The organism is Bacillus sp. 22483 (assembly GCF_052044605.1).
GTDB lineage: Bacteria > Bacillota > Bacilli > Bacillales > Bacillaceae > Bacillus > Bacillus altitudinis.
Map to the genome: position 1 here is coordinate 173000 of NZ_JBQENU010000004.1, position 21046 is coordinate 194045.

Sequence of the window (21046 nt, forward strand, 5' to 3'; positions counted from 1 at the left end):
CTGTTTTTTTGTGCCTATTTTTTTGAAGATAGTGTCCGTAAAATAATGTTTTCCCATACATTCCAAGGCAGGAGCTGCTTTGCTATGAATGAAAGCCGAACACCTTTCCCCACAAGATACCTTAGCTTCTTTAGCCGCTTCTTCTCTGCAAGCGAAACCACAAGCTCTGCAACTTCACCGGGATCTCCATAGTTGTTTTTTTGCGCCTCTATATAGGACATCATCTTTTGATAAATAGCTGTGTATTTAGAACCTTCTGCGGGCGGCGTCATTTGCTCATTCATGGAGGTGTTCCAAATGTTCGTTTGGAAAGAACCCGGCTCAATCAAAGCGGCCTGAATGCCAAACGCAGCCAGCTCAATTCGCAAACTCTCTGTATAGCCCTCTAGCGCAAACTTTGACGATACATATGGAGAGAGTGCGGGCATTCCCATGAGTCCGCTGATACTGCTCATATTCAATATTTTTGCACCGCTCGTCATCAACGGAAGGACTGCTTGTGTCATTTCCATCACACCAAAGACATTCACTTCGAATTGCTCTCGGTACTGATCAACAGGCACCTCTTCAGCAAAACCAGCATAGGCCGTTCCCGCATTGTTCACAAGCAGGTGAATGGGAGCATAGGCATTAAGCCTTTTTTGAAATGCTTGAATGGACTGTGTATCTGTCACATCTAATGCTTCAATATGTATTGATTCGGATAAAGCGGCGTTCTTTACTTCTTCGGCAAGCTTTTTTGCATTGGTTTCCTGTCTTACGCCAGCAATCACAGTGTACCCTTGCTGAGCGAGACGCAGTGTGATGAGCTTTCCGAAACCGCTGTTGGCACCAGTCACAATGGCTGTTTTATTCATCTTCCGGTTCTCCTTTTTGTTTTAATCTACCATAGTCTGCTGTTTTATTGAATAACCAAAAGGGGCTTGGAGAAGAATAAAAAACGATGCTATGAAATAGGAGGAAACACATGATGTGCTGGAAGAAGGCGGGACTGCTAGGAGTGCTGTTCTTTATGCTGTCTGGCTGTCGTTCAATCGAACCAATACAACATCCACATGAAGCAGAAGCTGAAAGTCTGTCAGCTGTTCAAATGAAGGAACTGCCATTTCAGCATTTGCAATTGCACGTACAATATGGACAAAAAAGCGAATTATATGAAGCTACCTATCGTCAAGCTGGTGGAAGAGAAGAAGCACTGATTCGAGATCATATGAATGGTGTCCGCTATGAAGGGGAAGAAGCTTTACGTGAAATGAAGATGAAGCTCAATGATATGTCGATTCCTAGTGCAAAGCTGAATGAAACATATGTCAATGAATTATTATCTGCTTTTAATTTAGATGATGATTATCAGCGGATACGAGTCGATATCAAGCTCGAAGATGGGACAAAACGTGCATTCGAAAAGAAAAAGTAAACGAGACTTTCTCATTTTTTAATTGAAAATGATTTTCAAGATCACTTAAATCTGATACACTAAATTGAGATAAGTGATCTTTGACGTCTACATAGACGATATTCAATATAAAAAATTTGGATGAGAAAAGGAGCGTTTGAGCGGAATGAGTGCCATTTCTACTGAAGGTTTAAGCTTAGGCTACGGAGAAACAATGATCATAGACGAACTAAATGTGTCAATCCCTAAGGGTGAAATCACAGTATTTATTGGCAGCAATGGATGCGGTAAATCCACGCTACTTCGCTCTTTGGCCCGTCTCATGAAGCCAATGGGTGGTTCTGTCCTGCTTGAAGGTCATTCCATTGCCAAATTACCAACAAAGGAAGTGGCGAAACAGCTCGCCATTCTTCCGCAAGGACCGGAAGCGCCAGAAGGGTTAACGGTACATCAACTCGTCAAGCAAGGGCGATATCCTTATCAAAATTGGCTGAAGCAATGGTCAAAGCAAGATGAAGAAGCGGTAAATCGCGCACTGAAGTCAACGAAGATGGAAGACCTTGCTGATCGAACGGTTGATTCATTATCAGGTGGACAAAGGCAGCGTGCATGGATTGCGATGACATTGGCACAGGAGACGGATATTATTCTATTAGATGAGCCAACAACGTATTTAGACATGACGCACCAAATTGAAATCCTGGATCTTCTTTTTGATTTAAATGAAAAAGAGCAGCGCACGATTGTCATGGTTCTGCATGACCTCAATCTCGCTTGCAGATATGCGCATCACCTTGTGGCCATTAAAGACAAGTCAATTTATGCAGAAGGAAGACCGGAAACTGTCATTAACTGTGATCTTGTGAAAAATGTCTTTGATATGAACTGCCAAGTAACAACAGATCCTTTATTCGGAACACCGTTATGTATTCCGCACGGCAGAGGACGCTGTATTGTCCAACAGGCACAAGCTGAGACATTTCTTGCTGCAAGATAATCGTATGTGAAAAGCCTGACATCTGTTACACGCAGAGTCAGGCTTTTTTCTGAAAAAAGGAGCGGAATACAAATGGGAAATGAATTAGATGAAAAGCTCGAAGGCCTGCTTGATAAATATACAGAGCTGCTGCTTGGTGAAACGAATGAGGAACTGAAAAGAGATGTCTCGCAGTGGATCATCTATTCTCATATTGCCAAAAGCATGCCGCCTTTAGCCAAGCATTTTAATGACACGTATCCAGAGGCAAAAGAAGACATCAAAGAAACGATTCAGCGGATCAAGCAATTAAATGAAGCTCATCGTGCCAATAAAGACCGTTAAAAAACTGCCAGTATGAGCTGGCAGTTTTTCTTTATGACATGGGTGATGATCCGTACGGTGATTGATCTGTCAGTGTTTGCTGGAACTTTTGATGTGCCTGCTGGAGTTTCTGCTGGTCAGCGGCTTCGACAGAGTACCAGCCATATTTGAACATGACATCATATAAATGTCTTTGCGTTTTTTGTGTTTCTAGCGCAATTCGCTGAATATCTTGGTAAAGAGATTCATGGCTGAATTCATTGAGCGCTGTGTTATATCCGCTTGTCATATATTTTTCAGTCGACAAAAGGTCTGTGACAAAGTCGCGATCGTTCATGTTTGTTGTTGTTGGAACCGGCGTTTGTGGATTCCCGATTTTTTGTTGGTTTTGCTGTTCCATGTCTGTTACCTCCTATTGCATAAAGCCAGAAGACTGGCCTTGCCCTGAGCTGCCTAAATGTTGAAGTATTTGTGTGTAATGCTGATGGTGCATTTGACCCACTTGATTGAGTTCTTGTTTCAATGTTTGATCCTGACAATGCTCGGCCATAAAGTGGGCTTTTTTCATCGCGATCAAATTCCAGTTGAGCATATCCTCTAGGTACAAGGAATCCTTTACTGAAATTACCTGTGGGGGCATATTCATTTGCTGGTTGTTCAAGATGTGTTCCTCCTTACGATTTCTTTTTATATTGCTGATTTTGACTGGTCTTTTTACCGCCTAGGTCTGCTTCTTGTGATGGACCTGCGTTTCCTTTCACACTTGCAGCACTTACGCCTGCTTTTGATGGGTTCTTTTGCAAACGAGACATGTGGACATCACCTCCATTCTTACAATTCCCCCTCGTCTTTAATTCATACGCTGTAAAGAAAGACGCATGAGAATGTGTAAATTTTTGAAATCTGCTATTGAACTGTTTCGGAAAATCTTTTAAGATAAAGAAAGAGGCATTGCTTTTTTTTGGACAAAAAATGAATGACTGTTCATTCAAAATGTTTAGGGGGATATTTATGGGCAAACATATTCGCAAGGCGGCTGTCATTGGTTCAGGTGTCATGGGCTCAGGCATTGCTGCACATCTAGCCAATATCGGGATACCAGTAACATTGCTAGATATTGTGCCACATGAACTGACAAAGGAAGAAACGGCAAAAAAGCTAACGCTTGATCACCCTAGTGTTCGGAATAGATTAAGCCAAGACGCAATGAAAAAATTGTTAAAGCAAAAGCCAGCACCTCTTACTTCAGCCAAAAACCTATCATACATCACACCCGGAAATCTCACAGATCACCTTTCCTTATTACACGATGCTGACTGGATCATTGAAGTCGTCACTGAAAAGCTCAGCATTAAACAACACGTATTCTCTCTCATCGACGAACACCGCAAAGAAGGCAGCATCGTATCCAGCAATACATCCGGTATTTCTGTTGAAAAAATGGCAGAAGGCCGATCAGCTGATTTTAAACGCCACTTTTTAGGCACTCACTTTTTTAACCCAGCTCGTTATTTAAAGCTGTTAGAAGTAATTCCTATTCAAGAAACAGATCCAGAAGTACTCTCATATATGAAAACATTTGGTGAAGATGTACTTGGCAAGGGTGTGGTCGAAGCAAAAGATACACCGAACTTTATTGCCAACCGAATTGGCACTTATGGGCTTCTTGTCACAGTGCGTGAAATGCTTGAGAACAAATACACGATCGGAGAGGTCGATTCTGTTACAGGTCCACTCATTGGCAGACCGAAAAGTGCGACCTTCCGCACACTTGATGTGGTGGGACTCGACACATTTTCTCATGTAGCCCGCAATGTGTATGAACAGGTAGAAGGAAAGGAAAAAGATATTTTTCAGCTGCCTGAGTTTATGGAAAGAATGCTCGAAAAAGGGTGGATCGGCAGCAAAGCAGGGCAAGGATTTTATCAAAAAAACGGAAAGACCATTTTAGAGCTTGATCCTGTCACACTCACATACGGAGAACGGACAAAGCTGAAGGATCCGGGCATTGACATTGCCAAGCAGCAAAAGGGGACAAAAGCGAAATTGAAAGCGCTTATTTATCAAGATGGCCGTGCTGGGCAATTGCTTTGGAATATGACCGCACCTGTTCTTCTTTATTCAGCTCATCTAAAAGGCGACATTGCGGATGATATTCAGTCCATCGATAACGCCATGAAATGGGGATTTGGCTGGCAGCATGGTCCGTTCGAGCTGTGGGATGCGATTGGCGTGAAAAAAGCCGTCAGTCGAATGGAAGCGGAAGGGCACAGCATCCCGTCGTGGGTGCAAGATATGCTTTCAGAAGGACATGACACGTTCTATCAAGAAAATGCCGAAGGAGACCGTGCATTTTATCAGAATGGTGCTTATGAACAGGAAAAGGGAAACGACAAGAATATTTCGTTAGCTAGATTGAAAAAGAAACACGATGTCATTTTTAAAAATACGGGTGCAAGCTTGATCGATATCGGGGATGATGTTGCCTTGCTTGAATTTCATTCGAAAAGTAATGCCATTGGGCTTGATGTCATTGATATGATCAATCGTGCTGTAGATGAAACGGAAAAGAATTATAAAGGGCTGGTCATCGGTAACCAAGGAAAGAACTTCTGTGTTGGTGCGAATCTCGCCTTAATTTTAATGGAAGCACAGGACGACAACTTCTTTGAAATTGATTTTGTCATTCGCAGGTTCCAGCAGGCGATGATGAAGGTGAAGTATAGTGACCGTCCAGTTGTGGCTGCACCATTTGGTATGACACTTGGCGGAGGGACGGAGCTTTGTCTACCAGCAGCCGCTATCCAAGCGTCCAGTGAAACGTATATGGGGCTTGTCGAAGCGGGGGTCGGACTCATACCGGGCGGAGGCGGAAACAAGGAACTCTATATTCGCCATCTGCAAGGAGCGGAAAAGCCATCAGCAACTGCGATCCAAGATGCTACGCTACAAACCTTTGAAGCCATTGCGATGGCAAAGGTATCTACATCAGCAGAGGAAGCGCGTGATATGAAGATGCTCCGAGTGAATGACCGGATCAGCATGAATGGTGATCATTTAATCCATGATGCGAAACAACTCGTTCTTTCTCTTGATGAAGCGGGTTATCGTGCACCTCTGAAGCGAAAGGTGCCCGTGATGGGGGAAACAGGCTACGCAGCAATGGTGCTGGCTGCTGAAAACATGAGATTGTCTGGATACATTTCAGACCATGACATGACCATTGCGAAAAAACTAGCGCATGTCATTTCTGGCGGCAAATTGCCATTTGGTACAGAGGTGGATGAACAATACTTATTAGAGCTTGAAAGAGAAGCCTTTTTAAGTCTTGTAGGGGAAGTCAAATCTCAGGCACGCATGCAGCACATGCTCGTTAAAGGAAAACCTTTACGTAACTAGGGGGGAGTCAAAATGAGAGAAGCAGTGATTGTAGCTGGCGCAAGAACACCAGTAGGGAAAGCCAAAAAAGGATCATTAAAAGATGTCAGACCTGATGATATGGGCGCATTGTGTGTAAAAGAAACGCTAAAGCGTGCCGGTGATTATGATGGAACAATCGATGATTTAATCATCGGATGTGCGACACCAGAAGCAGAGCAAGGGCTGAATGTGGCCCGGAATATCGGGGCATTAGCAGGTTTGCCATATACAGTACCTGCTATCACCATTAACCGCTATTGCTCTTCTGGTCTGCAGTCAATTGCTTATGCAGGTGAACGAATTATGCTTGGGCAGGCAGAAACCATTTTAGCCGGAGGCGTCGAATCGATGTCGCAAGTCCCAATGATGGGTCACTCCATTCGTCCAAACGCTCTTTTGGCAGAGCAAGCGCCCGAATACTATATGAGCATGGGCCACACAGCGGAGCAAGTGGCGCAAAAGTATCAGGTCACAAGGCAAGATCAAGATGCTTTTGCGGTGAGGAGCCATCAAAAGGCAGCAAAGGCACTTCAAGAAGGGAAATTTTCAGATGAAATTGTTCCCGTTGATGTGACAGAAAGACGGGTAGGAGAGCAGTATCAACTAGAAGAACGCCAATTTACGTTCTCACAAGATGAAGGTGTCAGAGCGGGCACAACAGAGGAGGTTCTCTCAACGTTACGACCTGCCTTCTCAACAAAAGGCACAGTGACTGCAGGAAACTCTTCGCAGACGAGTGATGGAGCGGCATGTGTCATGATGATGGATCGCGAAAAAGCATCTTCTCTTTCTCTTCAGCCGCTTGCCAAGTTCAGGGCGTTTGCTGTTGGCGGTGTACCACCTGAAGTCATGGGAATTGGGCCGGTTGAAGCCATTCCGCGTGCACTGAAAATCGCTGGTCTAGAGCTGAAGGACATCGGGCTGTTTGAATTGAATGAAGCATTTGCTTCTCAGGCGATTCAAGTCATTCGTCATTTAGGGATCGATGAAGAGAAGGTAAATGTCAACGGCGGCGCCATTGCCTTAGGACATCCGCTAGGCTGTACAGGAACGAAACTCACGCTGTCACTCATACATGAAATGAAACGGCGAAATGAACAATTTGGTATTGTGACGATGTGTATCGGCGGGGGCATGGGAGCGGCAGGCATTTTTGAATTGATCTAAAGGGGGAAAACAGGATGAAAGCAATGGAAGATGTAAAAAAGGGTGGCAGTTTCTTAATTGATGAGACGAATTATGAGCATATCTTTACACCAGAGGATTTCTCTGATGAACATCAAATGATCGGGAAAACAACAGAAGATTACATTTTACAAGATGTCGTTCCGCACATCGATCAAATTGAAAATCATGAATTCGAGCATTCTGTTCGTCTCTTGAAAAAGGCTGGAGAGCTTGGCCTGCTTGGTGCGGATGTTCCTGAGGAATTTGGCGGGCTGGGGCTAGATAAAATCAGCTCAGCCATCATTACTGAAAAATTTGCAAGAGCAGGCAGCTTCTCTCTTTCTTACGGCGCCCATGTCGGGATCGGTTCTTTGCCGATCGTGCTGTTCGGCAATCAATCGCAAAAGGAAAAGTACCTGCCAGGACTCGCCTCTGGAGAAACAATTGCGGCATATGCCCTAACAGAGCCAGGGTCAGGTTCTGATGCGCTAGGTGCGAAAACAACGGCAGTCCTGAATGAAGCTGGAACACATTATGTCCTCAATGGGGAAAAACAATGGATCACAAACTCCGCATTTGCCGATGTGTTTGTCGTGTATGCGAAGATTGATGGTGAACACTTCTCTGCTTTCATCGTAGAAAAGGATTTTCCTGGAGTCAAAACAGGACCTGAAGAGAAAAAGATGGGCATTAAAGGCTCCTCGACGAGAACGTTAATCCTTGAAGATGCCGAAGTGCCAAAGGAGAATTTGCTTGGTGAAGCAGGCAGAGGTCATGTCATTGCCTTTAACATTTTAAACATTGGACGCTATAAGCTGGCTGTAGGGACAATCGGTGCATCAAAACGAGTCATTCAATTATCGGCAGAGTATGCCAATCAGCGTAAGCAGTTTAAAACACCAATTTCTCAATTTAGCTTAATTGGCGAAAAAGCAGCCAACATGTCGGCAAAGCTCTATGCCATGGAAAGTGCTGTATACCGCACAGTCGGGTTATTTGAACAAAGAATGGGTCTGTTAAGTGACGAGGAGCAAAAGGATGGGAAACAAATTGCGCAATCCATCGCAGAATATGCGATTGAATGCTCTCTTTGTAAAGTGCTTGGCTCTGAAACGCTCGATTACATTGTGGATGAAGGTGTGCAGATTCACGGCGGATATGGTTTCATGCAAGAATACGAAGTCGAAAGAGCCTATCGCGACTCACGAATTAACCGTATTTTTGAAGGAACGAACGAAATTAACCGATTGCTTGTGCCAGGCACATTCTTGAAGAAAGCGATGAAAGGAGAGCTTCCGCTTCTTCAAAAAGCGCAAACCCTGCAGGAAGAGCTGATGATGATGATGCCGGAAGAGCCGGGTGATCAGCCGCTTGATCAAGAGAAATACTTACTTTCCCATGCGAAAAAGATCGCCTTAATGGTATCTGGAATGGCGGCGATGAAGTATGGAAAAGCATTAGATAAAGAGCAAGAAATCCTTGTGAATATAGCAGATATCGTCAATGAACTCTTTGCTGCTGAGTCGGCGGTCTTGCGTACGGAAAAAGCAATTGCTGCATCAGGCGCAGAAAAAAATGCACAAAAGCTTGCGTATACACAAATTTTCACACAGGAAGCCTTTTTAAAGATTGAAGCTCATGCGAAAGAATCATTGATTGCCATGGAAGAAGGAGATTCACTCCGTATGAGTCTGTCAGCCCTTCGCAAGCTGACAAGATTCACACCAATGAATGTCATTGCGAAAAAGCGTGAGGTGGCGAAACGAATCTTTGAAGCAGAGAAATATATCGTATAAGACGGCTTAAAAGGTGCGGATATCATGTCGCACCTTTTTGTAAGCATACATTTAGGTTTTTAACATGTTTTGTGATAAAATGTTGTCACTATTTGCAGGAGGTGAAAATGGTGGCTTTAGATTTTTACGAATACCCATCTTGCGGTACATGCCGAAAAGCAAAGAAATGGCTGGAAGAACACAATAAAGACATCAACAGCATACATATCGTCGAAGAGACGCCTGATAAAGACACATTAAAAGCCCTTTACGAAAAAAGCGGTTTAGAGCTGAAGAAATTCTTTAATACGAGCGGTCAGAAATACAGAGAGCTGCAGCTGAAAGATAAACTTCCTGCAATGTCAGAGGACGAGCAGCTTGAATTACTTGCGTCTAATGGAATGCTGATCAAGCGTCCAATTACAACAGACGGCAAACGAGTGACAGTTGGATTTAATGAAGATACATTTAAAAGCGTCTGGAAATGATGTAACTTTCATTCAGATTGTGGTATCTTCAATATAGATTGTAAGAAAAGACTGGAGGGGTATGAAATGAGCACACCAAAAGATTTACGTTATTCAGAAGAACACGAATGGGTCAAAGTAGAAGGAGATAAGGTGCGTATCGGTATTACGCATTTTGCTCAATCTGAGCTAGGGGATATCGTGTTCGTTGAGCTTCCTGAAGTAGGAGACAAAATCACAGCGGACGAGCCTTTCGGAAGTGTAGAATCAGTCAAAACAGTTTCTGAACTATACGCACCGATTAACGGCACAATCGTTGAAGTAAACGACGAGCTTGATGACAGCCCAGAGTTCGTCAACGACTCTCCATACGAAAAAGCTTGGATGATCGTAGTAGAGCCAGCGGATGCATCTGAAATCGAGAACTTAATGACTGCTGAGCAATATGAAGAAATGACAAAAGAAGACTAATTCATGTGAAATTGGACACTCTACCTTTATGGGGGGTGTCCAATTTGTCTTTTCAAAAAGAACAGGTGGATATAACAGAGCATGTCACTGGACGATTCAAAGAGAGCGGCATGGTGCTTTACCATCAAAACGAAGAGATTGGCACGATGATTAGTGAAAATCAATATGAATTAAAATCAGGTTATTCCTATGATCAAAACCGTTTTTATCGTCTGTCAGATACGTTGACCCATGGGACTGAAAAATATGTAGACTGTGACGATGAAAATGGCTGGTGCTAATCACAGATAAGGCTGTAGTGAGTGAATGCTACAGCCTTTTTGTTGATCAAGTGCCCAATCTTTACAACCCGAATGAAAGATTGTAATCTAAGGAAGAAGTGAATCAACGTCAAAAGGGCCGGGTGATCGTGATGAATGTCGAGATAGAAAAGGTCATCATTGTAGAAGGTAAATCAGATAAACAGAAGCTAAAAGAAGTCATAAGTGAACCTGTTACCATCATTTGCACCAATGGCACGATCAGTACATCGAAGCTGGATCAGCTTGTGGACGATTTATTCGGGAAAGACGTTTACATATTAGCAGACAGTGACGATGCTGGCGACAAACTGCGGAAGCAATTCCGAAAAGAATTCCCTGAAGCACTGCATCTTTTTGTCGACAGAACGTACCGCGAAGTGGCCGCTTCACCGTCAGCCCACATTGCATCTATTCTATTAGCTGCAAACATTGATGTTCATTCGAAATATTTATAAGGGTGACGTATATGAAAGAGATTGAAGAGCATGAATTCAAGGAGATAGAGGGCGATTTATTTCTTTTGTACTTATATACACCATTTTGCGGAACATGCCAGCTGGCAAAGAAGATGCTGGCAGTGGTTGATGCCATGCAGCCGGAAGTTCCTTTTTATGAAAATAACTTAAATTACTCGCCAAGTTTTGCAAAAGCATTTGAGATCGAAAGTGTCCCTTGCTTTCTCCTGTTTAAAAAGGGTGAAATCGTGCAAAAAGGCTATGCCTTTCACTCCGTTCCATATCTTCACGAAATGATTGAAACCGCTAAATAAAGCGGTTTTTTGTCATATTTCAAGCAATTCATTTGAAAATTTGTCGAGCTATTTATAAAGGACAAGCCGATGTTTGTAGAGAAATGTTATGTATAACCAAATGACAGGGAGGTTATACATGTGGAAAATGTGAAAGCCCATGGAAGTGCAGGGCAGCGATTATTGTTAAAGCCGTTGCTCTCATCATCATCCTTGAAGATTACATTTGAGGCGGAAACGGACTCTTGTACATTGATTGTGGATGAACGTGGTGAAGTGAAGAAACTACCTGCAATTGAGTTATCGGATCTCATCTTTTATGGTGAGCGAAAAGAGATTTTGCAATTATTAGATGGAGACATGTCCTTACAGCAGCTGATCAGCAGAGGACAAGTGAAAGTGAAAGGCTCATTTCGAGCACTTCTTAGACTAGAAGCGGTACTTTGGCTGACGAACGGTTTTTTTCGAAAAATGATAACGTAGTCGTTTACTTGGAAATTAGCGATTTACAGCGTTGACATATCTCAGATAGCATGATATTCTACGTTAGTAAAAACATGAACATCACATAAAACAACATATTTTCTCTTATTAAGAGAGGTGGAGGGACGTGCCCTATGAAACCCGGCAACCGTCAGCATAGCTGAAATTGGTGCCAATTCACTCAAAGCCGCAACGCTTTGAAAGATGAGAGAAAGGCGTATTTGATATAAAAGGCCTTTCTGCTTGCGTTGCAGTTAGGTCTTTTTTACTGACCTTGCGTCAGGCTAGCGTCATAACAGTCAGAAGAATAATTGAACGTATGTGATGGCAACCTATAGATTCAGCAAGAAAGCAGGTGAACAGACTGTGATCCATTTACAGAATGTATCAAAAACGTATCATTCAAAAAGCGGAAATGTTGATGCCGTGAAAGACGTCAACTTGGATATCGATAAAGGTGAAATATTCGGAATTATCGGGTATAGCGGCGCAGGGAAAAGCTCCCTGATTCGCCTATTAAACGGTCTGGAGCTGCCAACAGAAGGAATCGTTGAAGTGGCAGGCAACCGAATCAATGAAGTATCGAATGCGAAACTTCGGAAAGCAAGACAAGAAATCAGCATGATTTTCCAGCACTTTAACTTGCTCTGGTCAAGAACAGTGAGACAAAATATTATGTTCCCGCTCGAGATCGCAGGTGTACCAACGTCAAAACGGAGAGCTCGTGCAAACGAACTGATTAAATTGGTCGGTTTAGAAGGAAAAGAAAATGCATATCCTTCTCAGCTCAGCGGCGGACAAAAGCAGCGTGTAGGGATTGCGAGAGCATTAGCGAATGACCCAAAAGTTCTGCTATGTGACGAAGCGACATCTGCGCTTGATCCACAAACAACGGATTCCATCCTTGAGCTTTTAGCCGATATTAATAAACGACTAGGACTCACCATTGTATTGATCACACACGAAATGCACGTCATTCGCAAAATTTGTCATCGTGTGGCGGTGATGGAAAATGGCCGTATTGTCGAAGAAGGCGAAGTATTACGTGTCTTCAGACAGCCGAAAGAAGAAATGACGAAACGATTCGTGAAACAGCTTGCTGAACCAGAAGAAGCAAAAGAAACAATCGAGCACGTCCTAGAGAGAGTAAAAGAAGGTCAGGTCGTCCGGTTGTCCTTTATCGGAGATTCTGCCGAACAGCCGTTGATCACGGAAATCATTCGATCCTTCAAGGTCGATGTGAACATCCTGCAAGGAAAGATTTCTCAAACGCAGGAAGGCGCGTTTGGAACACTCTTTATCCATATTAATGGAGACGAGAACGAAGTTGAAAAAGCCATCGCCTATATCCAAAGCAAACAGGTTGAAATCGAGGTGATGACACATGTTTGAGAAATGGTTTCCGAACGTTGATCTAGAGGTTATTTGGAACGCGACGGGTGAAACGGTCTATATGACACTCATTGCATTAGCGTTTGCTTTTGTGATCGGCATCATCCTTGGGCTGTTGCTCTTTTTGACAAGTAAAGGCGGTTTGTGGGAAAACAAACCAATTAATGCTGTCATCGGCGCAGTCGTCAACATTTTCAGATCGATTCCCTTTATCATATTAATCATTCTATTATTAGGATTTACTAAACTAATTATGGGCACGATATTAGGCCCAAATGCAGCATTACCAGCCCTTGTCATTGGCTCAGCTCCTTTCTACGCACGTCTTGTTGAAATTGCACTGCGTGAAGTAGACAAAGGAGTCATTGAAGCAGCACGATCTATGGGAGCAAAAACGTCGACCATTATTTTCAAAGTATTGCTGCCAGAATCACTGCCAGCCCTTATTTCAGGAATTACTGTAACAGCGATTGCTCTGATTGGCTCTACTGCGATTGCAGGTGCAATTGGAGCAGGCGGACTGGGTGACCTTGCTTATGTAGAAGGATACCAATCTGGTAATACAGATGTCACACTTGTAGCCACTGTGTTTATTCTAATCATCGTCTTTATCATTCAAATAATCGGTGATTTGATTACAAATAAAATTGATAAACGTTAAGGGAGGAATTATTCATGAAGAAATTGATTTTAAGTGCACTATTTCTAGCATTTGCAGGCATTTTAGCTGCTTGCGGTTCATCAAATAACGCAAGCGATAACAAAACCATCACGGTTGCCGCTTCAAAAACACCACATGCCGAGATTCTTGAAGAAGCAAAACCACTTCTAAAAGAAAAAGGCTACGATCTAAAAGTGAAAGTACTGAGCGATTATAAAATGTACAACAAAGCATTAGCTGAAAAAGAAGTGGATGCGAACTTTTTCCAACATATCCCTTACTTAAACGAAGAAAATAAATCAAACAAAGATTACAACTTAGTGAGTGCTGGTGCCGTTCACCTTGAGCCTTTCGGTATCTACTCTAAGAAATACAAATCAGTAAAAGATATTCCAAACGGCGGCACGATCATCATGACAAACAACGTAGCTGAGCAAGGACGTATGCTTGCCCTATTACAAAATGCTGGTGTGATCAAGCTTGATCCAAAAGTAGATACAATCAACGCAACAGTCAAAAACATCAAAGAAAACCCGAAGAACCTAAAATTCAAAAAAATCGCTCCTGAACTAACAGCGAAAGCTTATGAAAACAGTGAAGGCGATGCAGTATTTATTAACGTTAACTATGCGATCCAAAATAAATTGAATCCGAAAAAAGATTCAATTGAACTTGAGCAAACGAAAAACAACCCGTATGCAAACATCGTCGCTGTTCGCAAAGGTGACGAAAAATCAGAGAAGATCAAGGTATTAATGGAAGTTCTTCACTCTGATAAAATCAAAGAATTCATCGACAAAAAGTATGATGGTGCAGTATTGCCTGTATCTGAATAACAAAAAGAAGACAAAGGGGTAAAATAAAGATCATTTTAGCCCTTTGTCAATCATCTGCAACCTCGCTTTCATGAAAGCGAGGTTTTTTTGTGTATTTTTTCAAATCTCGCTCATAATAAAAACGAACAAATGACCTGAAGGGATGGAATGAAGATGAATGAACAACATATGAGCGGATCGATGCAGCAATCACTGACGGATTATAAAACGGCAATGGGTGAATTTCAGAAGAAAATGCCGGTGTTTGGCAAGAAATTCAATGAATTTACGGAGCAGTGCTTCCAGAGCGATTCATTAACACAAAAAGAAAAACAAATGATTGCCCTCGGCATCAGCATTCATGCACAGGATGAATATTGCATGATCTATCATACAAAGGGAGCGCTCGATCAAGGCGCAACAGAAGAGAATTTGCTAGAGGTCGTCAGTGTGGCGGCAGCGTTTGGCGGCGGTGCTGCGCTAAGTCAAGGCATCACAGTTGTTCAGCAATGTATTGACGAATTTGGAGGACAGACGCATTAAGGGAAGGATAAGATGGTATTTATCCATCTCAGGGAGTTGAGTCGTTCTCAGCCGATTGTGTGAGAAAATATGCCAGCATAGCGCGCTATATCCCTTTTGAGTGAAGCAGCGTGCCTTTGATACAATAAAGCTACACTCAAAGAAGGGAATGGTTTATTATTTGTTCGGACCATAGTACACTGGGATTGGATTATACCGCCGAGATGGAAAAGGCCATGCATCAATCTCATGGCATGAGCTATGCAGAGTACGAAAGAGACCATGACTTAAGGATGAAAGTGGAATATAAACGAGAGCAGTCCTATCGAGATGAGAAAAGGCAGCTCGCAAAAATGAATATACAAGGCTATTAAATAGCTAAGGGACGGGGAGAATAGTTTCCCGTCCTTTCTTTATGAAAACAGTCTTTTCGACATAAATCCTTTTATCTACCTGTATTTTTTGTTAGAATTTTGAGAGCATCCTCTCACGCTTGTCGTGAATGTGTTGTATTCACTTTTAATTTGTTATAAAATTAGAATGAGAATAAATTGAGAATAATGATTATTTTGGAGGTATCGATATATGACTGCTTCGACATTAACAATTAAGGACTTGCACGTTGAGATTGAAGGGAAAGAAATCTTAAAAGGTGTAAACCTAGAAATAAAAGGTGGAGAATTCCACGCAGTAATGGGACCAAACGGAACAGGTAAATCTACTTTATCTGCTGCTATCATGGGCCACCCTAAGTATGAAGTGACAAAAGGCAGCATCTTGCTTGATGGCGAAGATGTTCTTGAAATGGAAGTAGATGAGCGCGCTCAAGCGGGTCTTTTCCTTGCAATGCAATATCCATCTGAAATTAGTGGTGTGACAAATGCAGACTTCCTTCGTTCGGCTATTAACGCACGCAGAGAAGAAGGCGATGAAATCTCTCTCATGAAATTCATCCGCAAAATGGACGAAAACATGGAATTCCTTGAAATGGACCCAGATATGGCACAACGCTACCTAAACGAAGGTTTCTCAGGCGGGGAGAAAAAACGCAACGAAATTCTTCAATTAATGATGATTGAACCAAAAATCGCCATTCTTGACGAAATCGATTCTGGTCTTGATATCGATGCGCTGAAAGTTGTTTCTAAAGGAATTAATAAAATGCGCGGCGAAAGCTTCGGCTGCTTAATGATCACTCACTATCAGCGTTTATTGAACTACATCACACCAGATCACGTTCATGTCATGATGCAAGGACGTATTGTGAAATCTGGCGGACCAGAACTCGCGCAGCGTCTAGAAGCAGAAGGTTATGACTGGATTAAAAAAGAGTTAGGAATTGAAGACGAAACTGTTGGTCAAGAAGCGTAAGCGTTAGGAGGATTATTGATGACATTAGAAACGAAATTATCAGTAGATCAAGATTATGTCAAAAGCTTCTCCGAGAAGCATCAGGAACCGGCATGGATGAGTTCCCTTCGCTTACAGGCTCTTGAAAAAGCAGAAGACCTTCCAATGCCAAAGCCTGACAAAACGAATATTTCTAAATGGAATTTAACCAATTTCAAACAGCATACAGTCGAAAGTGCGCCATTTGGATCTTTAGAAGAGCTTCCTGAAGAAGTGAAGTCTCTTATTGATTTAGAGGACACAGATAAGACAGTCTACATTCAGCGTGATCAAACGCCAGCATACTTGTCTCTTTCTACGGAAGCAAAAGACAAAGGCGTGATCTTCACTGATATCCATACAGCGATTCGCGAACATGGAGACCTAGTGAAGAAATATTTCATGACAGATGCAGTGAAAGTGGATGAGCACAAACTAACAGCTCTACATGCTGCTTTAGTGAATGGCGGAGCTTTCCTCTATGTACCGAAAAACGTAGAGCTTGAAGCACCAATTCAAGCCGTTTATCTTCATGAAAATGACGAAACAACGTTGTTCAACCATGTCATCGTTGTAGCAGACGATCATAGTGCTGTGACATATGTCGAAAACTACATCAGTACGGCAACACCAGAAGAAGCGATCTTCAATATCGTGTCTGAAGTCTTCACGGGTGCAAATGCCCGCGTCACTTACGGTGCAGTGGATAACCTTGCAGAAGGTGTGACAGTCTATGTGAATAGACGTGGTATGGCAAATGGTCGTGACAGTAAAATCGAATGGGCACTTGGCCTGATGAATGATGGAGATGTCGTGTCTGAAAACATCACGAAGCTTATGGGCGACGGTACATTCGGTGATACAAAATCAGTTGTTGTTGGCCGCGGGAATCAAACGGAAAACTTCACAACAAGCATCATCCACTTCGGTAAAAACTCTGAAGGGTATATCTTGAAGCATGGTGTCATGAAGGATCAAGCATCTTCTATCTTTAACGGGATTGGTAAAATCGAGCATGGCGCAACGAAATCAAATGCGGAGCAAGAATCTCGTGTTCTCATGCTGAGTGAGAAAGCACGCGGTGACGCTAACCCAATTCTTTTAATCGATGAAGATGATGTAACAGCAGGACACGCTGCTTCTGTTGGGCGTGTTGATCCAATTCAACTCTATTACCTCATGAGCCGTGGGATTTCCAAAGAAGATGCAGAAAGACTTGTCATTTATGGCTTCTTAAATCCAGTCGTCAAAGAACTGCCGATTGAAGGAGTTAAAAAGCAGCTCGTTTCTGTGATTGAAAGGAAAGTAAAATAATGAATATCAAAGACGTTCGTGAGCAGTTTCCAATCCTTCATCAGCAAGTGAACGGACATGATTTGGTGTATTTGGACAGTGCAGCGACATCTCAAAAACCACGAGTTGTCATTGATGCAATGAATGAGTATTACCGGTCTTACAACTCGAACGTCCACCGGGGTGTTCATACCCTTGGCACAAAAGCAACGGACGCATACGAGGGTGCAAGAGAGAAAGTTCGAGCATTCATTGGTGCTTCTTCTGTCCAGGAGATTATTTTTACTAGAGGTACAACAACCGCACTAAACACAGTGGCAATCAGCTATGCAAGAGCAAACCTCAAAGAAGGCGATGAGATCGTCATTACGCATATGGAACATCATGCGAATATCATCCCTTGGCAGCAGGCAGCAAAAGCAACTGGCGCCACATTGAAATATATTCCGTTACAGGAAGACGGCACGCTGTCGCTTGAAGATGTGAAGCAAACCATCACACATCAAACGAAAATCGTTGCTGTCACACATGTCTCAAACGTATTAGGAACCATCAACCCAATTAAAGACATCGCAAAGATTGCTCACGATCACGGTGCAATTATCGTCGTCGATGGTGCCCAGAGCACCCCTCACATGCAAATTGATGTTCAGGACTTGGATTGCGACTTTTTCGCCTTCTCTGGGCATAAAATGTGTGGACCGACTGGCATTGGTGTTCTTTACGGGAAGAAGGACCTTTTGAATAATATGGAGCCTGCTGAGTTTGGCGGTGAAATGATCGACTTTGTGGATCTATATGATTCTACATGGAAAGAGCTGCCGTGGAAATTTGAAGCGGGAACACCGATTATTGCAGGAGCAATTGGGCTCGGAAAAGCGATTGATTTCTTAAATGACATCGGAATGGAGGAAGTCAGCCGTTACGAGCATCAGCTTGCGACTTATGCACTTGAGCGCTTTAAGGAGCTTGAAGGTGCCACGGTTTACGGACCGCAGCACCGAGCTGGACTTGTGACGTTTAACTTAGACGACGTCCATCCTCATGATGCCTCAACTGTTCTAGATACGGAAGGTGTCGCCATTCGTGCTGGACATCACTGTGCACAGCCGCTCATGAAATGGCTTGGTGTATCAGCGACTGCAAGAGCAAGCTTCTATCTGTACAATACAGAAGAGGAGATTGACGAGCTCATGGCAGCGCTCCGTAAGACAAAGGAGTATTTTACGAATGTCTTTTAATGTAAACTTAGACACACTGTACAGACAAGTGATTATGGATCATTATAAAAATCCGAGAAACAAAGGTGTGTTAAACGACAGCATTGTCGTCGATATGAACAACCCTACGTGTGGTGACCGCATTCGTCTCACGATGAAAATCGAAGACGAAAAAGTCATCGATGCGAAATTTGAAGGAGAAGGATGCTCGATTTCGATGGCATCTGCCTCTATGATGACGCAGGCGATTAAAGGGAAAGATATTGAAACAGCTTTGAAAATGTCTCAGATTTTCTCCGATATGATGCTAGGAAAAGAATACGACGATTCCATTGATCTTGGTGACATTGAGGCGCTGCAGGGAGTCGCAAAATTCCCGGCACGCATCAAATGTGCAACATTATCCTGGAAGGCGCTTGAAAAAGGCGCATCTGCCGAAGATAACGGCAAATCATAAGATTGGAGTGAAAATGGATGGCTAAAAAAATGCCAGATGTTGGTGAATATAAATACGGCTTTTCTGATAAAGACGTTTCCATTTTCCGTTCAGAGCGCGGACTGACAAAAGAGATCGTTGAAGAAATTTCTCGTATGAAAGAAGAGCCTCAGTGGATGCTCGACTTCCGTTTGAAATCTCTTGAGCACTTTTACAACATGCCGATGCCACAATGGGGCGGAGATTTAAATGCATTAAACTTTGATGAAATTACGTACTACGTAAAACCATCAGAACGCTCTGAGCGTTCTTGGGATGAAGTACCAGAAGAAATCAAACAAACCTTTGATAAGCTTGGAATCCCTGAAGCAGAGCAAAAGTACTTAGCTGGTGTATCTGCTCAGTATGAATCTGAAGTTGTGTATCACAACATGAAGCAAGATCTTGAAGATCTAGGCATTGTGTTTAAAGATACAGACAGTGCATTAAAAGAGAACGAAGACATCTTCCGTGAGCACTGGGCAAAAGTCATTCCTCCGACTGACAACAAATTTGCTGCGCTTAACTCGGCTGTATGGTCTGGTGGTTCATTCATCTACGTACCAAAAGGCGTAAAAGTAGATACACCACTTCAAGCATACTTCCGAATCAACTCTGAGAACATGGGTCAGTTCGAACGTACACTGATCATCGTTGATGAAGGCGCACACGTGCATTACGTAGAAGGTTGTACAGCTCCAGTTTACACAACAAACTCACTTCATAGTGCGGTTGTTGAAATCATCGTGAAAAAAGGCGGCTACTGCCGTTATACAACGATTCAAAACTGGGCAAACAACGTCTTCAACCTTGTGACAAAACGTACAGTATGTGAAGAGAATGCAACAATGGAATGGATTGATGGAAACATCGGTTCTAAGCTGACAATGAAATACCCAGCTGTCATCTTAAAAGGTGAAGGCGCTCGTGGTATGACATTAAGTATTGCCCTAGCAGGTAAAGGTCAGCACCAAGATGCAGGTGCAAAAATGATTCACCTTGCACCAAACACATCTTCAACGATCGTATCGAAATCGATTTCCAAACAAGGCGGTAAAGTCACATACCGTGGAATCGTACACTTCGGACGCAAAGCAGAGGGTGCACGCTCAAACATCGAGTGTGACACACTCATCATGGATAACAAATCAACATCTGATACGATTCCTTATAATGAAATCTTAAACGACAACATTTCATTAGAGCACGAAGCGAAGGTATCAAAAGTATCAGAAGAGCAGCTATTCTACTTGATGAGCCGCGGAATTTCTGAAGAAGAAGCAACAGAAATGATCGTCATGGGCTTCATCGAGCCATTCACAAAAGAACTGCCAATGGAATACGCCGTTGAAATGAACCGTTTGATTAAGTTTGAGATGGAAGGTTCGATTGGTTAACCGTTGATATAGCGGGGATTAAAGGTGTTTAGACGTTATATTTATATTAAGCACCCACAAAGCGCCCACAAAATTTAATTATTGAACATACCGCAGATACAATTTCTTTGGTCCTCAATTTTTGGGTGACATGGAGATACGTGTCTGCGGTTGTTTTTTATACTAGAATGTCTTAACCTTTCCCATACATAGTTCTTATTCAAAACGTTTACAGCATGGCTATGCTCAATGCATGTCTTTTATAAACTTCTCTGAAATACTCTCTCACAACATTTGTTTTGAACCTTTTAAAGGAGAAATGATTTTACCTTTAAGGCCGCTAACAACTTCGAGGTTCAGATCAACTTTATTCA

At 42.7% G+C, this 21046-nt stretch carries 26 protein-coding genes and 1 riboswitch; of the genes, 22 read left to right on the forward strand and 4 right to left on the reverse strand.

The features are described 5' to 3' along the window. Positions 1 to 14: 14 nt before the first annotated feature. Positions 15 to 857, reverse strand: coding sequence for an oxidoreductase (locus tag ACTJJQ_RS08065; protein ID WP_017368022.1), 843 nt, complete (start codon positions 855 to 857; stop codon positions 15 to 17). A 113-nt stretch (positions 858 to 970) separates the two neighbouring features. Between ACTJJQ_RS08065 and ACTJJQ_RS08070 the strand changes: the two genes are divergently transcribed. The 3 genes from ACTJJQ_RS08070 (at position 971) to ACTJJQ_RS08080 (ending at position 2717) form a co-directional block, all read left to right on the forward strand. Next, the gene (locus ACTJJQ_RS08070) at positions 971 to 1417 is read left to right on the forward strand and encodes a YusW family protein (RefSeq protein WP_171465740.1); all 447 of its coding nucleotides are present in this window, start codon (positions 971 to 973) and stop codon (positions 1415 to 1417) included. Between the two features lie 145 nt (positions 1418 to 1562). Further along, the gene (locus tag ACTJJQ_RS08075) at positions 1563 to 2393 is read left to right on the forward strand and encodes an ABC transporter ATP-binding protein (protein WP_008347057.1); all 831 of its coding nucleotides are present in this window, start codon (positions 1563 to 1565) and stop codon (positions 2391 to 2393) included. A 72-nt stretch (positions 2394 to 2465) separates the two neighbouring features. Next, entirely contained in the window at positions 2466 to 2717 is a 252-nt protein-coding gene (locus ACTJJQ_RS08080; protein ID WP_017359282.1) for a YusU family protein, read from the forward strand. Positions 2718 to 2748: 31 nt separating this feature from the next. On the opposite strand, the gene ACTJJQ_RS08085 is transcribed toward ACTJJQ_RS08080, so the two are convergent. The 3 genes from ACTJJQ_RS08085 to ACTJJQ_RS08095 are packed head-to-tail and all read right to left on the reverse strand — an operon-like array spanning position 2749 to position 3508. After that, positions 2749 to 3096: a spore coat protein gene (locus tag ACTJJQ_RS08085; protein WP_007500333.1), complete on the reverse strand. Its 348-nt coding sequence runs from the start codon at positions 3094 to 3096 to the stop codon at positions 2749 to 2751. A 12-nt stretch (positions 3097 to 3108) separates the two neighbouring features. Then, on the reverse strand, positions 3109 to 3360 hold the full coding sequence (locus ACTJJQ_RS08090; protein ID WP_060698253.1) for a hypothetical protein: 252 nt from the start codon (positions 3358 to 3360) through the stop codon (positions 3109 to 3111). A gap of 10 nt (positions 3361 to 3370) precedes the next feature. Then, entirely contained in the window at positions 3371 to 3508 is a 138-nt protein-coding gene (locus tag ACTJJQ_RS08095) for a YuzL family protein (RefSeq protein WP_008347049.1), read from the reverse strand. Positions 3509 to 3707: 199 nt separating this feature from the next. Between ACTJJQ_RS08095 and ACTJJQ_RS08100 the strand changes: the two genes are divergently transcribed. The 19 genes from ACTJJQ_RS08100 to sufB all read left to right on the forward strand — a co-directional run bounded on the left by ACTJJQ_RS08100 (position 3708) and on the right by sufB (position 20693). Continuing rightward, positions 3708 to 6095, forward strand: a complete 2388-nt coding sequence (locus ACTJJQ_RS08100) for a 3-hydroxyacyl-CoA dehydrogenase/enoyl-CoA hydratase family protein (protein ID WP_178929905.1) — start codon at positions 3708 to 3710, stop codon at positions 6093 to 6095. A gap of 12 nt (positions 6096 to 6107) precedes the next feature. Beyond that, positions 6108 to 7283: an acetyl-CoA C-acetyltransferase gene (locus ACTJJQ_RS08105; RefSeq protein ID WP_242731029.1), complete on the forward strand. Its 1176-nt coding sequence runs from the start codon at positions 6108 to 6110 to the stop codon at positions 7281 to 7283. 14 nt (positions 7284 to 7297) lie between these two features. After that, positions 7298 to 9079: an acyl-CoA dehydrogenase family protein gene (locus tag ACTJJQ_RS08110; RefSeq protein WP_052320613.1), complete on the forward strand. Its 1782-nt coding sequence runs from the start codon at positions 7298 to 7300 to the stop codon at positions 9077 to 9079. Between the two features lie 110 nt (positions 9080 to 9189). Further along, positions 9190 to 9546, forward strand: coding sequence for an arsenate reductase family protein (locus tag ACTJJQ_RS08115; protein ID WP_029575395.1), 357 nt, complete (start codon positions 9190 to 9192; stop codon positions 9544 to 9546). A gap of 66 nt (positions 9547 to 9612) precedes the next feature. After that, complete coding sequence (gcvH, locus tag ACTJJQ_RS08120; protein WP_008347039.1) at positions 9613 to 9996, forward strand: glycine cleavage system protein GcvH; 384 nt, start codon at positions 9613 to 9615, stop codon at positions 9994 to 9996. Between the two features lie 44 nt (positions 9997 to 10040). After that, positions 10041 to 10277, forward strand: coding sequence for a YusG family protein (locus ACTJJQ_RS08125; protein ID WP_008347037.1), 237 nt, complete (start codon positions 10041 to 10043; stop codon positions 10275 to 10277). A gap of 131 nt (positions 10278 to 10408) precedes the next feature. Continuing rightward, entirely contained in the window at positions 10409 to 10753 is a 345-nt protein-coding gene (locus ACTJJQ_RS08130; RefSeq protein ID WP_008347035.1) for a toprim domain-containing protein, read from the forward strand. 11 nt (positions 10754 to 10764) lie between these two features. Beyond that, the gene (locus ACTJJQ_RS08135; protein ID WP_242731027.1) at positions 10765 to 11067 is read left to right on the forward strand and encodes a thioredoxin family protein; all 303 of its coding nucleotides are present in this window, start codon (positions 10765 to 10767) and stop codon (positions 11065 to 11067) included. 120 nt (positions 11068 to 11187) lie between these two features. Then, on the forward strand, positions 11188 to 11529 hold the full coding sequence (locus tag ACTJJQ_RS08140; RefSeq protein WP_008347033.1) for an SCP2 sterol-binding domain-containing protein: 342 nt from the start codon (positions 11188 to 11190) through the stop codon (positions 11527 to 11529). Positions 11530 to 11631: 102 nt separating this feature from the next. Continuing rightward, positions 11632 to 11740, forward strand: a riboswitch (SAM riboswitch). 155 nt (positions 11741 to 11895) lie between these two features. Then, complete coding sequence (locus tag ACTJJQ_RS08145) at positions 11896 to 12921, forward strand: methionine ABC transporter ATP-binding protein (protein WP_024719778.1); 1026 nt, start codon at positions 11896 to 11898, stop codon at positions 12919 to 12921. Next, the gene (locus tag ACTJJQ_RS08150) at positions 12914 to 13582 is read left to right on the forward strand and encodes a methionine ABC transporter permease (protein WP_056408307.1); all 669 of its coding nucleotides are present in this window, start codon (positions 12914 to 12916) and stop codon (positions 13580 to 13582) included. Before ACTJJQ_RS08145 ends, ACTJJQ_RS08150 begins: the two co-directional genes overlap by 8 nt. Before the next feature lie 14 nt (positions 13583 to 13596). After that, positions 13597 to 14418, forward strand: coding sequence for a methionine ABC transporter substrate-binding lipoprotein MetQ (gene metQ / locus ACTJJQ_RS08155; protein WP_007500351.1), 822 nt, complete (start codon positions 13597 to 13599; stop codon positions 14416 to 14418). Positions 14419 to 14571: 153 nt separating this feature from the next. Then, complete coding sequence (locus ACTJJQ_RS08160; RefSeq protein ID WP_003212803.1) at positions 14572 to 14940, forward strand: carboxymuconolactone decarboxylase family protein; 369 nt, start codon at positions 14572 to 14574, stop codon at positions 14938 to 14940. Positions 14941 to 15155: 215 nt separating this feature from the next. Then, on the forward strand, positions 15156 to 15293 hold the full coding sequence (locus ACTJJQ_RS08165) for a hypothetical protein (RefSeq protein ID WP_008347025.1): 138 nt from the start codon (positions 15156 to 15158) through the stop codon (positions 15291 to 15293). A gap of 211 nt (positions 15294 to 15504) precedes the next feature. Further along, positions 15505 to 16290 carry a Fe-S cluster assembly ATPase SufC gene (sufC, locus tag ACTJJQ_RS08170; RefSeq protein WP_007500355.1) on the forward strand — a complete coding sequence of 262 codons (786 nt, stop codon included), beginning with the start codon at positions 15505 to 15507 and terminating at the stop codon, positions 16288 to 16290. A gap of 18 nt (positions 16291 to 16308) precedes the next feature. Continuing rightward, complete coding sequence (gene sufD, locus ACTJJQ_RS08175) at positions 16309 to 17622, forward strand: Fe-S cluster assembly protein SufD (protein ID WP_008347022.1); 1314 nt, start codon at positions 16309 to 16311, stop codon at positions 17620 to 17622. Further along, complete coding sequence (locus ACTJJQ_RS08180; protein ID WP_008347019.1) at positions 17622 to 18842, forward strand: cysteine desulfurase; 1221 nt, start codon at positions 17622 to 17624, stop codon at positions 18840 to 18842. Before sufD ends, ACTJJQ_RS08180 begins: the two co-directional genes overlap by 1 nt. Then, positions 18832 to 19278 carry a Fe-S cluster assembly sulfur transfer protein SufU gene (gene sufU / locus ACTJJQ_RS08185; protein WP_008347017.1) on the forward strand — a complete coding sequence of 149 codons (447 nt, stop codon included), beginning with the start codon at positions 18832 to 18834 and terminating at the stop codon, positions 19276 to 19278. Before ACTJJQ_RS08180 ends, sufU begins: the two co-directional genes overlap by 11 nt. Before the next feature lie 17 nt (positions 19279 to 19295). Continuing rightward, a complete protein-coding gene (sufB, locus tag ACTJJQ_RS08190; RefSeq protein WP_007500362.1) occupies positions 19296 to 20693 on the forward strand; it encodes a Fe-S cluster assembly protein SufB in 1398 nt (465 codons plus the stop codon). The last annotated feature ends 353 nt before the right edge of the window (positions 20694 to 21046 follow it).